This window comes from Aquicoccus sp. (genome assembly GCF_041686535.1).
In the GTDB taxonomy this organism is placed as follows: Bacteria; Pseudomonadota; Alphaproteobacteria; order Rhodobacterales; family Rhodobacteraceae; genus Aquicoccus.
Genome location: NZ_JAWLDS010000036.1, coordinates 1 through 16,087, shown reverse-complemented (window position 1 = coordinate 16,087; position 16,087 = coordinate 1). Strand labels below are relative to the sequence as shown.

General features: G+C 62.2%; 16 protein-coding genes. 11 read left to right on the top strand and 5 right to left on the bottom strand.

Annotated elements, in window-relative coordinates; all coding sequences use genetic code 11:
- Window positions 1-160 precede the first annotated feature (160 nt).
- The 6 genes from soxC (at window position 161) to clpX (ending at window position 7,085) form a co-directional block, all read left to right on the top strand.
- Window positions 161-1,429, top strand: coding sequence for a sulfite dehydrogenase (gene soxC, locus ACESL9_RS09520; RefSeq protein ID WP_372614454.1), 1,269 nt, complete (start codon window positions 161-163; stop codon window positions 1,427-1,429).
- Window positions 1,413-2,510 (top strand): c-type cytochrome, encoded by a 1,098-nt coding sequence (locus tag ACESL9_RS09515; RefSeq protein ID WP_372614456.1) that lies wholly within the window; start codon window positions 1,413-1,415, stop codon window positions 2,508-2,510. Before soxC ends, ACESL9_RS09515 begins: the two co-directional genes overlap by 17 nt.
- A 360-nt stretch (window positions 2,511-2,870) precedes the next feature.
- On the top strand, window positions 2,871-3,527 hold the full coding sequence (locus tag ACESL9_RS09510) for a c-type cytochrome (RefSeq protein ID WP_372674757.1): 657 nt from the start codon (window positions 2,871-2,873) through the stop codon (window positions 3,525-3,527).
- A gap of 53 nt (window positions 3,528-3,580) precedes the next feature.
- Window positions 3,581-4,846 (top strand): FCSD flavin-binding domain-containing protein, encoded by a 1,266-nt coding sequence (locus tag ACESL9_RS09505; protein WP_372614460.1) that lies wholly within the window; start codon window positions 3,581-3,583, stop codon window positions 4,844-4,846.
- A gap of 181 nt (window positions 4,847-5,027) precedes the next feature.
- Window positions 5,028-5,657, top strand: coding sequence for an ATP-dependent Clp protease proteolytic subunit (locus ACESL9_RS09500; RefSeq protein WP_372674756.1), 630 nt, complete (start codon window positions 5,028-5,030; stop codon window positions 5,655-5,657).
- 156 nt (window positions 5,658-5,813) lie between these two features.
- Entirely contained in the window at window positions 5,814-7,085 is a 1,272-nt protein-coding gene (gene clpX / locus ACESL9_RS09495) for an ATP-dependent Clp protease ATP-binding subunit ClpX (RefSeq protein ID WP_372614463.1), read from the top strand.
- 171 nt (window positions 7,086-7,256) lie between these two features.
- On the opposite strand, the gene ACESL9_RS09490 is transcribed toward clpX, so the two are convergent.
- Entirely contained in the window at window positions 7,257-9,047 is a 1,791-nt protein-coding gene (locus ACESL9_RS09490) for an FkbM family methyltransferase (protein ID WP_372614465.1), read from the bottom strand.
- Between the two features lie 167 nt (window positions 9,048-9,214).
- Between ACESL9_RS09490 and ACESL9_RS09485 the strand changes: the two genes are divergently transcribed.
- Genes ACESL9_RS09485 through ACESL9_RS09475 form a run of 3 tightly spaced genes read left to right on the top strand, consistent with a single transcriptional unit; the run spans window position 9,215 to window position 10,435 of the window.
- Window positions 9,215-9,598, top strand: coding sequence for an NADH:ubiquinone oxidoreductase subunit NDUFA12 (locus tag ACESL9_RS09485; protein ID WP_372614467.1), 384 nt, complete (start codon window positions 9,215-9,217; stop codon window positions 9,596-9,598).
- Between the two features lie 22 nt (window positions 9,599-9,620).
- Window positions 9,621-10,079, top strand: a complete 459-nt coding sequence (mlaD, locus tag ACESL9_RS09480) for an outer membrane lipid asymmetry maintenance protein MlaD (protein ID WP_372614469.1) — start codon at window positions 9,621-9,623, stop codon at window positions 10,077-10,079.
- Entirely contained in the window at window positions 10,076-10,435 is a 360-nt protein-coding gene (locus ACESL9_RS09475) for a DUF2155 domain-containing protein (RefSeq protein WP_372614471.1), read from the top strand. Before mlaD ends, ACESL9_RS09475 begins: the two co-directional genes overlap by 4 nt.
- Here ACESL9_RS09475 and aat read toward each other — a convergent pair.
- From aat to ACESL9_RS09455, 4 genes are all read right to left on the bottom strand, one after another.
- Complete coding sequence (gene aat, locus ACESL9_RS09470; RefSeq protein ID WP_372614473.1) at window positions 10,399-11,034, bottom strand: leucyl/phenylalanyl-tRNA--protein transferase; 636 nt, start codon at window positions 11,032-11,034, stop codon at window positions 10,399-10,401. The two genes, ACESL9_RS09475 and aat, sit on opposite strands and share 37 nt — an antisense overlap.
- Before the next feature lie 26 nt (window positions 11,035-11,060).
- Window positions 11,061-12,413: an acetyl-CoA carboxylase biotin carboxylase subunit gene (gene accC, locus ACESL9_RS09465; protein WP_372614475.1), complete on the bottom strand. Its 1,353-nt coding sequence runs from the start codon at window positions 12,411-12,413 to the stop codon at window positions 11,061-11,063.
- 10 nt (window positions 12,414-12,423) lie between these two features.
- Window positions 12,424-12,927 carry an acetyl-CoA carboxylase biotin carboxyl carrier protein gene (gene accB, locus ACESL9_RS09460; protein WP_372614477.1) on the bottom strand — a complete coding sequence of 168 codons (504 nt, stop codon included), beginning with the start codon at window positions 12,925-12,927 and terminating at the stop codon, window positions 12,424-12,426.
- 153 nt (window positions 12,928-13,080) lie between these two features.
- Complete coding sequence (locus ACESL9_RS09455) at window positions 13,081-13,623, bottom strand: LuxR C-terminal-related transcriptional regulator (RefSeq protein ID WP_372614479.1); 543 nt, start codon at window positions 13,621-13,623, stop codon at window positions 13,081-13,083.
- A 113-nt stretch (window positions 13,624-13,736) separates the two neighbouring features.
- On the opposite strand from ACESL9_RS09455, the gene ACESL9_RS09450 reads away from it, so the two are divergent.
- Together ACESL9_RS09450 and ACESL9_RS09445 are read left to right on the top strand one after the other, a co-directional pair.
- Window positions 13,737-15,263, top strand: a complete 1,527-nt coding sequence (locus ACESL9_RS09450) for a class I adenylate-forming enzyme family protein (protein WP_372614481.1) — start codon at window positions 13,737-13,739, stop codon at window positions 15,261-15,263.
- On the top strand, window positions 15,256-16,059 hold the full coding sequence (locus ACESL9_RS09445; protein ID WP_372614483.1) for a 3-hydroxybutyrate dehydrogenase: 804 nt from the start codon (window positions 15,256-15,258) through the stop codon (window positions 16,057-16,059). The genes ACESL9_RS09450 and ACESL9_RS09445 overlap by 8 nt, the downstream gene beginning before the upstream one ends.
- The last annotated feature ends 28 nt before the right edge of the window (window positions 16,060-16,087 follow it).

Below are 16,087 nucleotides of genomic sequence, written 5' to 3'. Positions count from 1 at the left end.
GCTCTGCCCTCCGAAGCGATTTGCGGGATGGTAGACCGGTTGGGGCAGGATCGGAAACCGTCGACAGATATCTTTTTATTCGCTAGTGTGAATGTGACGGTTTTCAAGCGTCTATAAATTCAATATGAAGAATTTGTATGCGGATGAGGAGGCAGAATCAATGACGGTCAGCTTCAAGGGCAAGACGCCCTCGCGGCGCGCATTTCTCAAGGGGGCCGCTGCGGCGGGAGGAACCCTGGCGGGGGCAGGTGCCGCACAGGCGGCGGGTGATCCGGAGATCACCGAGTTGCAACCCTGGATGCAGCAGCTTGGCGACGGGGTGGATGTCGCACCCTATGGCAAGCCCTCGGAATACGAGGCGCATGTCCAGCGGCGTACGGTGGAATGGTTGACGGCCGATCCGGTGAGTTCGATCAATTTCACCCCCCTGCACGAGCTGGACGGGATCATCACGCCAAACGGGTTGTGTTTCGAACGTCACCACTCGGGCACGGCCCATATCGACCCGGCCAAGCATCGGTTGATGATCAACGGTTTGGTCGACACGCCGCTTGTTTTCAACATGGCCGACCTGATGCGGTTCCCCCGCGAGAACCATGTGTATTTCCTGGAATGTGCTGCCAACAGCGGCATGGAATGGCGTGGTGCACAGCTCAACGGGTGCCAGTTCACGCACGGGATGATTCACAACGTGATGTATACCGGTGTGAAGCTCAAATACCTGCTGGAAGAAGCCGGCGTGAAGACCAATGGCAAGTGGATCATGCCCGAGGGGGCGGATGCCGCGGCGATGACGCGCTCGATCCCGATGGAAAAGGCGCTCGACGACTGCCTCGTGGTCTGGAAGATGAACGGCGAAGCGTTGCGCCCCGAACAGGGCTATCCGCTGCGGCTTGTCGTGCCCGGCTGGGAAGGCAACATGTGGGTCAAGTGGCTGCGCCGGATCGAGGTCGGCGACGAGCCCTGGCACCACCGGGAGGAAACCAGCAAGTACACCGACCTTCTGGCCGATGGCACCGCGCGGCGGTTCACGTGGGAGATGGACGCGAAATCGGTCATCACCAGCCCCAGCCCGCAGGCACCGATCCTGCATGGCAAGGGGCCGACGGTTCTGACCGGGCTGGCCTGGTCGGGGCGTGGCACGATCCCGCGGGTCGACGTGACCATCGACGGTGGCAAGACCTGGCACGAGGCGCGTATGAGCGGGCCGAGCCTGGACAAGTCGATGCACCGGTTCTATTTCGAATTCGATTGGGACGGTGGCGAGTTGCTCTTGCAAAGCCGGGCACATGACAGCACCGGTTACGTGCAGCCGACCAAGGACGAGCTGCGCGAATACCGCGGCACCAATTCGATTTATCACAACAACGGTATTCAGACCTGGTATGTCAACAAGAACGGGGAGGCGGAAAATGTCGAAGTTTCTTAATGTCTTGACCGCCTCAGCCGTGGCGGCGTCGGTGCTCGCGACGCCGGTCATGGCCGAGAAGCTGGGTCTTGGACGCCCGGCCTCGGATGACGAGATCGCGGCATGGGATATCGACATCCGCCCCGACGGGCAGGGCCTGCCCGAAGGATCGGGTTCGGTGATGGATGGCGAAGATCTTTACATGGACCAATGCTCGGTCTGCCACGGCGTGTTCGGCGAGGCGGAGGGGCGCTGGCCGGTTCTGGCGGGTGGCGACGGGTCGCTGTCGGATGATCGGCCGGTCAAGACAATCGGCTCTTACTGGCCCTATCTCTCGACGGTCTGGGATTACGTGCACAGGGCAATGCCGTTCGGCGATGCGCAGAGCCTGAGCAATGACGAGGTCTATGCGATCACCGCGTACCTGATGTATCTCAACTACCTGGTCGAGGATGATTTCGTTCTCTCAAAGGAGAATTTCCTCGAGGTGCGCATGCCCAACGAGGAAAACTTCTTCATGGATGACCGCGCCGATGCGGAGCTTGTCGCCTTTGCCAAGTCCGAGGTCTGCATGAGCGATTGCAAGGACAACGTCGAAATCACCGCGCGGGCGGCGATCGTCGACGTGACGCCGGAAGACGCCGATGCCCGCGAGGCGCGGGCCGCGCGGCTGGGGGTCGATGTCTCGGAGGGCGACGAAGAAGCGTCGGCCACCGAAGAGGAAGGCGCGGAGGAGGCCGCGGCCAGCACCACCGCAGAGGGCGCCGAACAGGAGCTCGACATGGCGTTGGTGGCCGAGGGTGAGAAAGTGTTCAAGAAATGCGCCGCCTGCCACCAGGTCGGGGAAGGTGCGAAAGACCGCGTTGGCCCCGTTCTCAACGGTGTGATGGATGCGCCCTTCGGACATGTCGAGGGTTTCCGCTATTCCAAGGGCTTGCTCGACATGGCCGACGAGGGCATGGTCTGGACCGAGGAGAACATGGCCGAGTTCCTGAAAAAACCGCGCGACTATATCAAGCGAACCAAGATGTCCTTTGCGGGCTTGCGCAAGGACGAAGAGATTGCCGCGGTGATCGAATACCTCAAATCCTTTCCCGAATAGGGAAGGGTGACGGGGCCGCCCGCAGGTGGCCCCGTCTGCCGCGGGCAAGCAAGCCGCCGTGGCATGAGTGCGTGCGCTGTCTGGGAGGAGGTGCGAGATGCTCACAGGACATGATCCCATACAGATCTTATCATCGTGCATGTCGTGCGCGTGGTGCCGTCTTTGCGGGCCGGTCGGTTTTGTGATTTCATGCCCGGGCGACATCTGGTGCGGCGATGCGGGATATCCGCTGCCCGCCGTTCCAGCGACAGTGACAGGACGGGTTCGCAGGACCAGGGGGGCGCTGAATTGAATTGGAAGCATGACAGGTTTTGGGGAGTCCTTGCGACTGTCGCAGGGATGGGTCTGGGGGCGCCGGTCATGGCCGAGCAGCAGGACACGCGGATCGGCGACGCCGAAGCGGGCGAAGAGGTCTATGACCTTTGCGTGGGGTGTCACGAGGTCGGCCCCGATGCAGGCAACGGGATCGGCCCGCATCTCAACGGGATTTTCGGGCGCCGCGCGGGATCGGTCGAGGGGTTCAGGTATTCCAGGGGCCTGAGCCGCGAGGGCAGGCTGGGCATGGACTGGACGCTCGAGACGCTCGACGCCTACCTGGAGAATCCCAAGGCGCTGGTCAGCGATACGCGGATGAGTTTCGTCGGGCTGGAGGACAAGACCGACCGCGACAACGTGCTGGCCTATCTGCGGCAGTTCTCGGACAGTCCGCAGGACATCCCGGAATCCGCCCCCACGGGGCGCGCCCGCGAAGTGGAATTATCATCCGAGACCCTGGCCATTGCCGGGGACCCGGAATTCGGCGAGTATCTGTCGAATGAATGCACGACCTGTCACCGGATTGACGGCACGTATGACGGCATCCCGGGGATCGTCGGCTGGCCGGAGGAGGATTTCGTGATCGCGATGCATGCCTACAAGCGCAAGATCCGCCCGCACCCGGTGATGCAGATGATGGCCGGGCGGCTGTCGGACGAAGAGATCGCGGCGCTGGCCGCGTATTTTGGCGATCTGGAATGAACCGGGTCGCCTGACGCACCGGGAAACGGGTGCAACGAAGGGGAGGAAAGACCATGACATTGAACAGACGCGCCTTTATCGGCACGGGGGCGGCCATGGCGGCAGCGCTTGCGGCGCCCGCTGTGCGGGCATCGAACCATGGAAAACCGCGGGTCATCGTGATCGGTGGCGGGGCGGGCGGCGCCACAGCCGCGCGCTATATCGCCAAGGACAGCAAGGGCGAGATCGACGTCACACTGATCGAGCCGACGCGGATGTATTACACCTGCTTTTTCTCCAACCTCTATATCGGAGGCTTCCGCGATCTGAGTTCGATCGGCCACAGCTATGGCACGCTGGCGCAATCGGGCGTCAATGTGGCGCATGACTGGGCCACCGGCGTCGACCGCGAGGCAAGGACGGTGACGCTGGCCGGGGGGGCAGTGCTGCCCTATGACCGGCTGATCCTGTCGCCTGGCATCGATTTCGTCGAAGATTCGGTGTCGGGATGGGATGTGAGCGCACAGAACAAGATGCCGCATGCCTACAAGGCCGGCTCGCAAAGCGAGCTATTGAAGGCCCAGGTCGAGGCGATGCCTGAGGGTGGCCGGTTCGCGATGATCGCGCCGCCAAACCCCTATCGCTGCCCGCCTGGCCCCTACGAGCGGATCAGCATGGTGGCGCATCTGCTCAAGGAGAAGAACCCGACGGCCAAGATCCTGCTGGTCGATCCAAAGGAGAAATTCTCGAAGCAGGCACTGTTCGAGGAAGGCTGGAACCGGCACTACGCCGGCATGATCGAACGGATCGGCCCCGATTTCGGCGGTGACAATGTTTCGGTGAATCCCGACGAAATGACCGTGGATATCGACGGCGTGGTCGAGAAGGTCGATGTCTGCAACGTGATCCCGGCGCAAAAGGCGGGCCGCATCTGCGAGATGGCCGGAATCACCGAGGGCAACTGGGCCCCGGTCATTCCCCACACGATGCAAAGCCGCGTGGACGAGAACATTCATGTTCTGGGCGATGCGAGCAACCAGGGCGACATGCCGAAGTCTGGCTTTTCGGCCAATAGCCAGGCCAAGGTCGCCTCGATGGCGGTGCGCGGGGCGCTGTTGGGATCGAACGTGTTCCCGGCGAAGTTCTCGAACACCTGCTGGAGCCTCATCGACGAGAATGATGGGGTCAAGGTCGGGGCATCCTATGAGGCGACCGACGAAAAGATCGTCAGCGTGTCGAGCTTCATCAGCGAGACCGGCGAGGATGCGGATCTGCGCAAGCAGACCTATGAGGAATCGATTGGCTGGTATTCGGGAATCGTTTCGGACATGTTTGGCTGAATACCGGTTTTTGCGAGTGTTCGGGTAATGAGGGACGGCGGGGCGCGATGTCGATCGCGCTCCGTTGCGTTTCGGGGCAGGGGTTTTTCGCGGCTGCCCTTGCAGCCCCTGAGCCGCATGACTAAGACTCCGTTAAAGAGTTTTCCATACACATCGAAACGACGAAAGCAGGCAGGACCACATGAACGACCCGTATGAGATCTACATGAACACCCTCGTGCCGATGGTGGTCGAGCAGACCAGCCGCGGCGAGCGGGCCTATGACATCTTCTCGCGCCTGCTCAAGGAGCGGATCATCTTTCTCAGCGGACCGGTGCATGACGGCATGTCGAGCCTGATCGTGGCGCAGCTTCTGCATCTGGAGGCGGAGAACCCGAGCAAGGAAATCTCGATGTATATCAACAGCCCCGGCGGGGTTGTGACGAGCGGATTGTCGATCTACGACACGATGCAATACATCAAGCCCAAGGTCTCGACATTGGTCATCGGGCAGGCGGCCTCGATGGGGTCGCTCCTGCTCACCGCGGGCGAGGCGGGGATGCGGTTTTCCCTGCCCAACAGCCGGATCATGGTGCACCAGCCCTCGGGCGGCTACCAGGGCCAGGCCACCGATATCATGATCCATGCCGAGGAGACGCTGAAACTCAAGAAGCGTCTCAACGAGATCTATGTCAAGCATACCGGTCGCAAGCTCAAGGAAGTGGAGTCCGCGCTGGAACGCGACAAGTTCATGAGTCCCCAGGAGGCAAAGGACTGGGGGCTGATCGACGAGATCGTGGAAAGCCGGGTCAAGGCGGACGACGACGCGTAGAGCGCGTTCGCGCAGTCTCGCGCCATCACGCGCCGCGGCGTCGGGTGAATTTCACATTGTGACCGGTTTGTCTCTGCCCTAGACTTGGGTTAGGGCAGACCCCTGGGTCGGATGATGCCGGCCAAAATGAAAAGAGACGGGCCCGAAAGGACGATCATGGCGAACAATTCTGGCAGCGGAGACAGCAAGAACACGCTTTATTGCAGCTTTTGCGGCAAGAGCCAGCACGAGGTTCGCAAGCTGATTGCCGGACCGACGGTGTTCATCTGTGATGAATGTGTCGAACTGTGCATGGATATCATCCGCGAGGAAACCAAGAGCGCGGGGCTGAAATCCAGCGAAGGGGTGCCGACACCGAAAGACATCTGTGAGGTGCTTGACGATTACGTGATCGGGCAAGCCATGGCCAAGCGCGTGCTGTCGGTCGCGGTGCACAACCACTACAAGCGGCTCAACCATGCTGCCAAGTCCGGCGATGTGGAACTGTCAAAGTCGAATATCCTGCTGATCGGGCCGACCGGGTGCGGCAAGACGCTCCTGGCGCAGACGCTGGCGCGTATTCTCGATGTGCCCTTTACCATGGCCGATGCGACCACACTGACCGAGGCGGGGTATGTTGGCGAGGATGTCGAGAACATCATCCTCAAGTTGCTGCAATCGAGTGAATACAATGTCGATCGTGCGCAACGGGGCATCGTCTATATCGACGAGGTCGACAAGATCACGCGCAAGTCGGAGAATCCGTCGATCACCCGTGACGTCAGCGGTGAAGGCGTGCAACAGGCGCTCTTGAAACTGATGGAGGGGACCGTGGCCAGCGTACCGCCGCAGGGCGGGCGCAAGCATCCGCAACAGGAATTCCTGCAGGTGGACACGACCAATATCCTTTTCATCTGCGGCGGCGCCTTTGCCGGGCTCGACAAGATCATTGCACAGCGCGGCAAGGGCAGCGCGATGGGTTTCGGCGCGGATGTACGCGACAATGACGAGCGCAATATCGGCGAAGTCTTCAAGGATCTCGAACCCGAGGACCTGTTGCGCTTCGGCCTGATTCCCGAATTCGTGGGCCGCCTGCCGGTGATCGCGACGCTGGAAGATCTGGACGAGGATGCGCTTGTCACCATCCTGACCGAGCCAAAGAACGCGTTGGTCAAACAGTATCAACGACTTTTCGAGCTTGAGGATGCGCAACTCACCTTCACCGATGATGCGCTCAAGGCGATTGCAAAGCGGGCGATCGAGCGCAAGACCGGCGCGCGCGGATTGCGCTCCATCCTCGAAGATGTGCTGCTCGATACGATGTTCGAGCTTCCGGGCATGGAGAATGTCGAGGAGGTGGTGGTCAACGAGGAGGCGGTGGCACATGCCGAGGCCAAGCCGCTGATCATCTACGCGGATCAGAAAAAGGAAGGCACGGCAGCCAGTTGAGCCGCCGATGCCCGGATCGGGATAGAGAAGTGCGAAACATCCCGATCGGTTTGAAGCGTTCCGCCTTTTGCCCGGGATAGGGTCAAGGCGGAACGCAGCGCAGCCTATGCACAGAATCACCGGGGCGAGCGCTCCGCGAAGGGCCGTCTCGCAGGATTGTTGCGGAACGCTTTATTCGGCCGCGAGAGGCAGGTCGCTTGGCGTGTAGTCGCCACCCAGACCCTCGCGGATATCGCTGTCCTGGAGCGGCGTCCAATCGGATGGGGCGCCGGTGATGAAGCCACGTTCAAGCAGCGCGCGGTGCAGGCGTGGCAGGTCCGGTTGCCCCACGGAGAGGCGTGCGCGCCTTGTGCCTGCAGGTTGCCAGACACGGCACAGCACATCGAGCAAGGCAGGGTCGTTTCCGGTAAAGCTGCTGATATGGGTGAGGATGTGCCGCGTCGCGCCCGAGCGGCGACGCGGGATCACGGCCACTTCCTGGTTCGCCGAACCGCAGAAGGCATAGAGATGCAGGGCCGAGCCTTCGCTGGCAACGATCTTCCTGGCGGCCTTGTAGCGTGCGATCTGGGTCTGGATGTCGTGGCGTTCGGGGTGGAAGATTTCGTATCCCTGAGCGGCCAGCGCCTGTTCGATTCGCTCTTCGCCCAGCAATGCGCCGCGTCTGGGGCCGAGGCGACTGCGCGAGATATAGAGCTTGTCGCTGCCCTCGGGTTCGACATTCGCACCAAAGCGGGTTCGCGTGAAGCGTCGGAACGGTTCGGTGCCGGCGCTGATGTCACCCAGGCCAAAGCCCTGTCCGGGCACGATGAGACGCTCGACCCGGGTTGGCTCGGACAGCACCCTGATCGGCAGATCGATCCCCATCTGGTGAAAGAAGCCGGTCTGGAACGTGACAAGTTCGGTTTCGCCCGAGGGTCTGCGCGGAATGAAGAGAATGCCCTTGGGTTGTTCCATGTCCGGCGCATCAAGTGCCCATAGCCGCCCGACGCTTTCGACGATGAAATGCGCGAAATAGCGCCACATGACTCCGCCCCAGAGCCATGTGCCTGAGAGCTCGGTAACAGGGCCGGCTGGGCGTTCAAACGGCAGGTTCATGCGGCGGGTATTGCGCCAGAGCGCGGCTTCGGCCACGTCGATGCCGCTTGAATCCTGGACCCCGGACGGGGTGCTCAGCCCGGTGTCCTCGGGCGGCCGGATCATGGCCCCGGTGACGATGCGCAGGCTTTCGGACCAGCCGCCGGAGGCGCGGGGAGGCCCCGCGTCACGCTGCGCCGGTGCGGGTGAGCGGGTGCAGGTCCAGACAAAGCGGGTCGAGAGATCCTGGTTCTTGACAAAGCCCACCCGGCGCAGGGCGTTCTTGCATGTCTTGACACCCTGCACGCCATAAACGCCAGGGTGAAACTCGATCACCACGGCGCGGATCCCGTCCAGGTCGGCATGTTCCAGGAATTCAAGCTCGCCGCCCTCGATATCCATGATCAGCACGTCGGGACGAAACGAATCGCGCAGGTCGTCAAAGCTGGTTGTGGGCACCTCGACGGGGCGGGTCTGGCGGTTGGTCTTGTCGATCAGGGATGAACCGAGAAAGGAATTCAGGATATGGAACGTGACGGTTTCGGGGCGGTCGGGGGCGCTGATGACCACCTCGTTGCGCAGCTCGACCACGTCCTCGAGCCCGTTCTCGGCATAAAGCGCCCTTGCATGGGGGATGAGGTCGGAATTGGCCTCGAAGGACAGAACGGCGGCCGGCCTTGCGTTGAGCGCCGTCACGGCCCCGACGATGCCGAGCCCCGCGCCCATTTCAAGCACCCGGTCGCCGGGTTGCACGACCGCAAGCGCGCCTGCGATCTCATCGCCCTCGTAACGGGCCTCTTCGATTCGGCGAATGCGGGTTTCCGTCAGGAAGGAAGAATGGGGCACCCGGACGCCCTTGCACGTGGCGGCGATGGAAATGGTTGTCATGTCTGCCCAGCCCTTGTTCTCGTGCGGCGTAGCCTAGCCCGTCGCGCCCATTCGGGCCAGATCTCGCACGGACTGGTTGGCAAATGGCTGTGGATTGCGGCATGCGTGCCACTGGACCTTGGTGCCGCTTTTCGCCATACAGTGCGCAGGAGAAACAGGAGTCGACCATGGGCATTCTCAATACCCTACTTCGCGCGGTGACCTGGTGGCACGGGTCGACGCTCAACACGCAGCTCTATACATGGCGCAAGGGCGAGAAAGTGGGCGAGGATGCGCAAGGCAACGTGTTTTATCGCTCGCGCGATGGCAAGCGGCGGTGGGTGATCTACAATGGCGAGGCCGAGGCCAGCCGGATCAGTGCCGATTGGCATGGCTGGTTGCACCATACCTATGAAAAGGCTCCGAGCGAAGAGCCGCTGCCGCACAAGTCGTGGGAAAAGCCGCATCAGGAAAACCTGACTGGCACGATGCTGGCCTATGCGCCTGATGGGTCGATCCGCAGGACGACACCGAAGCCACGTCGCGACTACGAGGCGTGGCAGCCCGAATAACGCAGGATTGCAGGTCGCTCAGATGACAGAAAACACCACCGAGGTATTGGTCGGCGGCGCGGTTCTGGCCGTGGCGCTGGGATTCCTGGTCTATGCGGGGCAGGCGACAGGATTTTCACGCGGCAGCGACAGCTATCCGCTGACCGCGTCGTTCCGATCCATCGAAGGGGTCGCGGTGGGCACCGATGTACGGCTGGCCGGGGTGAAGATCGGCACGGTGACCGGAGTTTCACTCAATCCCGAGACCTTTCGGGCCGACACGACGTTCAGCGTGGCCAAGGACGTGGAGATACCGGATGACAGCGCCGTCGTGGTTTCGTCGGAGGGGTTGCTCGGCGGAAATTTCGTCGAAATCTCGCCTGGTGGATCGCCGTTCTACTTTGAGCCCGGCGATGAAGTGCTCGACACACAAGGGGCGGTTTCGCTGATCTCGCTGCTTCTGAAATTCGTGAGTGGTGGCGAGAACGGGAGCGAGCAGTGAAACGGCTGGCTGCGATCGTGCTCGCTCTTGCCGTGCCCATGTTCGCGACCGCAGAGGAGGTCAGCCCGGCCGATGGTGTCGTGATACGGACGCTGGACAAGATGAACGGCTCGGTCCGCGACATCGAACTGGCCAGTCGCGAGGCGGTCACGATCGGCCGGATGCAAGTGACGCTTGGCGAGTGCCGCTTTCCGGTGGGCAATCCGGCGGGGGATGCCTATGCCTTTCTCACCATCACGGAGGACGGGCGCGACAGCCCGGTCTTTATCGGTTGGATGATCGCATCCTCGCCTGCGCTCAGCGCGATGGACCATCCGCGTTACGACGTATGGGTGTTGCGCTGTATCACGGAATAGGGGTCTGTTTCCAAGGGGGTTTCGAGGAAGCGTCCTTCTTTCTGGAGGGCCTGTTCGAGACGCCGCCGATAATCGGCGCGCGAGATTTCAATGGCGCCGAGGCGGGTCAGATGCGGGGTGATGAACTGCGTGTCAAAGAGTTGGAAACCAGCGCGGTTCAGGTGATCGACCAGATGTGCAAGCGCGATTTTTGACCCGTCCCGACGCGGCGAGACCATGCTTTCACCGAAAAAGGCCGCCCCGATCATGACGCCGAAAACGGCGCCGATCAGGCCATCATCGTCGCGGATTTCAAGTGAATGCGCCCGGCCCATTGCGTTGAGTTGCCTGTAGAGATCAAAGATCGTCGCGTTGATCCAGGTTTCGGGGCGATCGGCACAGGCCAGCACGACACCTGAAAAATCGGCGTCGATCGTGGCTTGATAATCGGCGCGTCGCATGCGCCGGGCCAGCGAGCGGGAGATGTGAAACCCGTCGAGCGGCAGGATGCCCCGTCGGCGGGGGTCGACCCAGAAAAGTTCGGGGTCGTCCTGCCGCTCGGCCATCGGAAAAATGCCGACCGAGTAGCCGTGCAAAAGCAGTTCGGGCGTGATGGTCATGTCCGGATACGAGGACATGGTGCCGGTCAGCCCTCGCCCAGATTGCTTTCGAGCCAGCGTTCGAGCCAGTGGATGTCGTAATCGCCCGCGAGGATGTCAGGTTCCTGCAGAAGTGCGTTGAAAAGCGGCACGGTCGTGTCGACGCCATCCACGATCAGCTCTCCCAATGCCCGGTCGAGCCGCGCCAGCGCCTCGCGTCGATCACGGCCATGCACGATCAGCTTGCCGATGAGCGAATCGTAATAGGGTGGAATGGAGTACCCGTCGTAAAGCGCCGAATCCATCCGCACACCCAGCCCGCCAGGCGCGTGATACTGGGTGATCCGGCCGGGACAGGGTGCGAAATTGGGCAGCTTCTCGGCGTTGATGCGCACTTCGATCGCGTGACCGTTGATTTGAAGATCGTCCTGAGTGAAGGACATCGGCAGCCCTTCGGCGACGCGGATCTGCTCGCGCACGAGGTCTACGCCGAAGATCGCCTCGGTCACGGGATGTTCGACCTGCAGACGGGTGTTCATCTCGATGAAATAGAATTCGCCATCCTCGTAGAGAAATTCGATCGTGCCGGCGCCGATATAATTGATCGCGGCCACGGCATCGGCACAGACCTTGCCGATCCGGTTACGCTCTTCCTCGTTGATGGCGGGGCCGGGGGCCTCTTCGAAGACCTTCTGGTGGCGGCGCTGGAGCGAACAGTCACGTTCGGCCAGATGCACAGCGTTGCCCTTGCCGTCGCCAAAGACCTGGATCTCGATATGGCGGGGCTTCTGGAGGTATTTCTCGATATAGACCGCATCATTGCCAAAATTCGACTTGCCCTCGGCCCGGGCGGTCATGAAGGCGCGTTCCATCTCGGCGGGTGAATTGGCCACTTTCATGCCCTTGCCGCCGCCGCCCGCGGTGGCCTTGATGATCACCGGATAGCCGATTTCCTGTCCGAGCCGCTTGGCGGTCTCGATGTCGGCCACGCCCCCTTCGGAGCCGGGCACGCAGGGCACGCCAAGGTTTCGCATGGTTTCCTTGGCTGTGATCTTGTCGCCCATCACGCGGATGTGTTCGGCGGTGGGGCCGATGAAGATCAGGTCGTGATCCTCGACCACCTGCACGAAATTGGCGTTTTCGGACAGGAACCCGTAGCCCGGGTGGATCGCCTGGGCGCCGGTGACTTCGCAGGCGGCTATGATCGCGGGGATCGAGAGGTAGCTTTGCGGGGAAGGGGCCGGGCCGATGCAGACGGTTTCGTCGGCCATGCGCACATGCATCGCGTCGGCATCGGCGGTGGAATGGACCGCGACGGATTTGATGCCCATCTCGCGGGCGGCGCGGATCACGCGGAGCGCGATTTCACCACGGTTGGCGACAAGGATTTTCTCGATCATGGTCGGCGCCTTATTCGATGATCATCAGGATCGAGCCGTATTCGACCGCGTCGCCGTCATCGACGAGGATGCGCTTGACGGTGCCGGATTTCGGGGCCGGGATATGGTTCATTGTCTTCATGGCTTCGACAATGAGGAGCGTATCGCCCTCGGACACCTGTGTGCCGATGGAGACGAAGGCGGGCGCGCCGGGCTCGGCCTGGAGATAGATCGTGCCGACCATCGGCGAAGTGACGGCACCCGGATGGCTGGCAAGATCCTCGGTGGCGGGGGAGGCAGGCTCGGCCGGCGCGGGTGTGGAAGCGGGAGCTTGCGTTGCGGCCGGGGCGGGAGGCGGTGGCGCGGCGTGGGTCACGGTTTCGGCGCGGCGGCTTATGACCCGCACGTTAAGGCTGTCGTTCTCGCCGTAATCGCGTTTGACGCTGAGTTCGGTCAGGTCGTTTTCGTTCAGCAGTTCCGCCAGTGCCTGAATGAACGCCACGTCTGATTCGGTGGATTGGGGTTTGTCTGTCATCAATGTCCTCGAACGGTTCGGGCGCGCATTGCACACCTTGATGCATCTGCCGCCTTATAGGGCAAGGTGGAATGGGTGAAAAGCGCGATCCGTGTCCGGCGTGGCCTTGTCTGTCCGGGTGCCGTGCAGGCTGATGTCATGGGCAGACAATGATCAGAGTGGCATACCCGAGAGTTTCGCGACCAGTTCGGCCACTTTGCGGGCGCCGAATTTTTCCAGCAGACGGGCGCGGTAGAGCTCGATCGTGCGGTAGCTCAGGTCAAGTTCGCGGCCAATTTCCTTGGAGGTCAGGCCGCGACAGGTGAGGATGGCCACGTCGCGTTCGCGCAAGGTTAGGGCCACGATGGGGCGTTCCCTGGAGAGGTCCGCAAAAGACCAAACCCCTTGTGCGAAAGGTTCTGCGGGGGTGAGCGACTGGCCGCGCACCCGGCACCAGAAAAGGGTTCCGTCATCGCGGCGCATGATGCGCTCGTCCGCGTAGCGACCGCTCTTGCGCATTGCGTAGAGGCCGCGTGCGCCGGTGCGTTCGAATTCGTCGCGTGAAGGGTAGAAATCGGCAGTGGGGCGGTTGTCGTGATCCGCGGGGGCCCCGCCAAAGATCTCGGCAAACATCAGGTTGCAGCGCCGGATCACGCGGTTTTCCAGAAGGGCAAGCCCGATAGGCGCGTGTTCAAAGGCAATATCGGTTTCGGCCATGCCGTATTCTTGGCGCTTTGGCACGGTTTTGCCAAGGGCGCGTAGTTCTACGCAATTGCAGGCGATCGGACGCGGTGGTTTGATACGGTCAGGATGAGGAGGAGAAAGCCGAAATGAATATCGCGATCTACCTGGATCGGATTGCCCAGGTGCATGGCGAACGCCCCGCCCTGTTCCTCGGGCGCGAGATGGTGGCGGATTATAGAGGGTTTCGCGACCTTGCGGCCCGGGTTGCGACGTGGCTTTCGGCGCAAGGCGTCGGTCCCGGGGAGCGGGTGGCGATCTTCATGTCTAACCTGCCGGATTACCTGATCGTGCAATACGGTATCTGGATGGCGGGCGCGGTCGCGGTGCCGATCAATGCAAAACTGCACGGGCGCGAGGCCGCATGGATCATAGACAATGCCGGGGCGGCGATGGTCTTTGCCTCGCCCGGCCTGTCGGAGGCCCTGGCCGAGGCCGGAGTCGTGGCGCGGATCCTTGACGTGACAGGGCAGGATTTTGCCGGCGTTGCGGATTGCGCGCCCATCGCGGCGGCAGCGGAGCGGAGGGCGGGCGACCTCGCATGGCTGTTCTATACCTCGGGAACCACCGGGCGGCCGAAGGGGGTGATGATCACCCACCGGATGCTGCGCGAGATGGCGCTGTGCTATTTCGTGGACGTGGATCAGGTCAGCCATGCGGATAGCGCGCTATACGCCGCGCCGCTGAGCCATGGGGCGGGGATTTACAATATCATGCATGTCATGATGGGCGCGCGCCATGTCTTCCCGCCATCGGGCGGGTTCGACGAGGCCGAGATTTTCGATCTCGCTCGTCACCATGGGCGGGTGCATATGTTCGCCGCGCCCACCATGGTCAAGCGGATGACGCAGGCTGCGAAGGTTTCGGGCGAGACGGGTGAGGGACTGCGCACCATCGTTTACGGAGGCGGGCCGATGTACGTGGCCGATATCGTCGAGGCGGTCGATCATTTCGGTGAGATCTTCGTGCAAATCTATGGCCAGGGGGAGTGCCCGATGGCGATTTCGGCGCTGTCACGGGCGGAAGTGAGCGACCGGGCGCATCCGCGCTGGCGCGCGCGGATGGCCTCGGTCGGTCGGGCGCAATCGGCAGTCGAGGTCCGGATCGGCGATGCCGAGGGGCGCTCGTTGCAGGCCGGAGAGGCGGGCGAGATCATGGTCCGGGGCGATACGGTGATGCCGGGATATTGGCGGAATGCGCAGGCCACGGCCAAGACGCTGGTCGATGGCTGGCTGATGACCGGAGATGTGGGTGTGATGGATGCCGATGGTTATGTCACGCTGCATGACCGCTCGAAGGACATGATCATCTCGGGAGGCACGAATATCTATCCGCGCGAGGTCGAAGAAGCCTTGCTGACCCATCCCGATGTCCAGGACGTGAGCGTTGTGGGCCGTCCGCATCCCGAATGGGGCGAGGACGTGGTGGCCTTCGTGGTGATGCGCGATGGCGTGACCCTCGATCCGGGGGCGCTGGACGCGCATTGCCTTGACAATATCGCGCGGTTCAAGCGGCCCAAGGATTATTTCGAGGTGCCGGACCTGCCAAAGAATAACTACGGAAAGGTTCTCAAGACCGAGTTGCGGGACCGTTTGAAGGAGATGGAAAATGACTGATTTGAAAGGGAAAACGGCATTCGTGACCGGTTCGGTCCAGGGAATCGGCCTTGCGATCGCGCAGGCGCTGGCCTCGGCAGGCGCACGCATCGCCGTGCACGGGCTGGCAAGCAAGGGTGAAGCCGAGAAGGTGTGTGAGGGGTTGCGTGAAGCGGGCGCAAGGGAGGCCCGGTTCTTCGAAGGCGATCTACGCAAGCCCGGTGAGATCAAGGCGCTGGTGAAAGCGGTCGAGAACTGGGGGCCGGTGGACATCCTCGTCAACAATGCAGGGATCCAGCATACGGCGACGTTGGCCGAGATGCCGCGCGAGACATGGGACGCGGTCATCGCGGTGAACCTGTCGGCGGCCTTTGACACGATGCGCATGATCCTGCCAGGAATGGCGGCTCGCGGCTTCGGGCGGGTGGTCAACATCGCCAGCGTGCACGGGATCGTAGCGTCCAAGGCCAAGGCACCCTATGTCGCCGCCAAGTTCGGGCTGGTCGGGATGAGCAAGGTCGCCGCACTCGAATATGCCGATGCGGGCAGCAAGGCCTTGGGCGGGGTGACGGTAAATTGCATTGCCCCTGGCTGGACGGAAACCGCGATCATCGAACCGCAGGTCAAAGAGCGGGCGGCGCGATTCGGGGGAGACCGTGACAAGGGGGTCGCCGATCTTCTGGCGGAGAAACAGCCTTCGCGGCGGACGTCCGACCCGGCGGAGATCGGGGCGCTGGCGCTTTGGCTTTGCGCCCCGGTGGCACATAACGTGACCGGAACCGTGATCCCGATCGACGGAGGCTGGACCGCGCAATAGGATGGTGCCGGCATACAGGATGACCCAT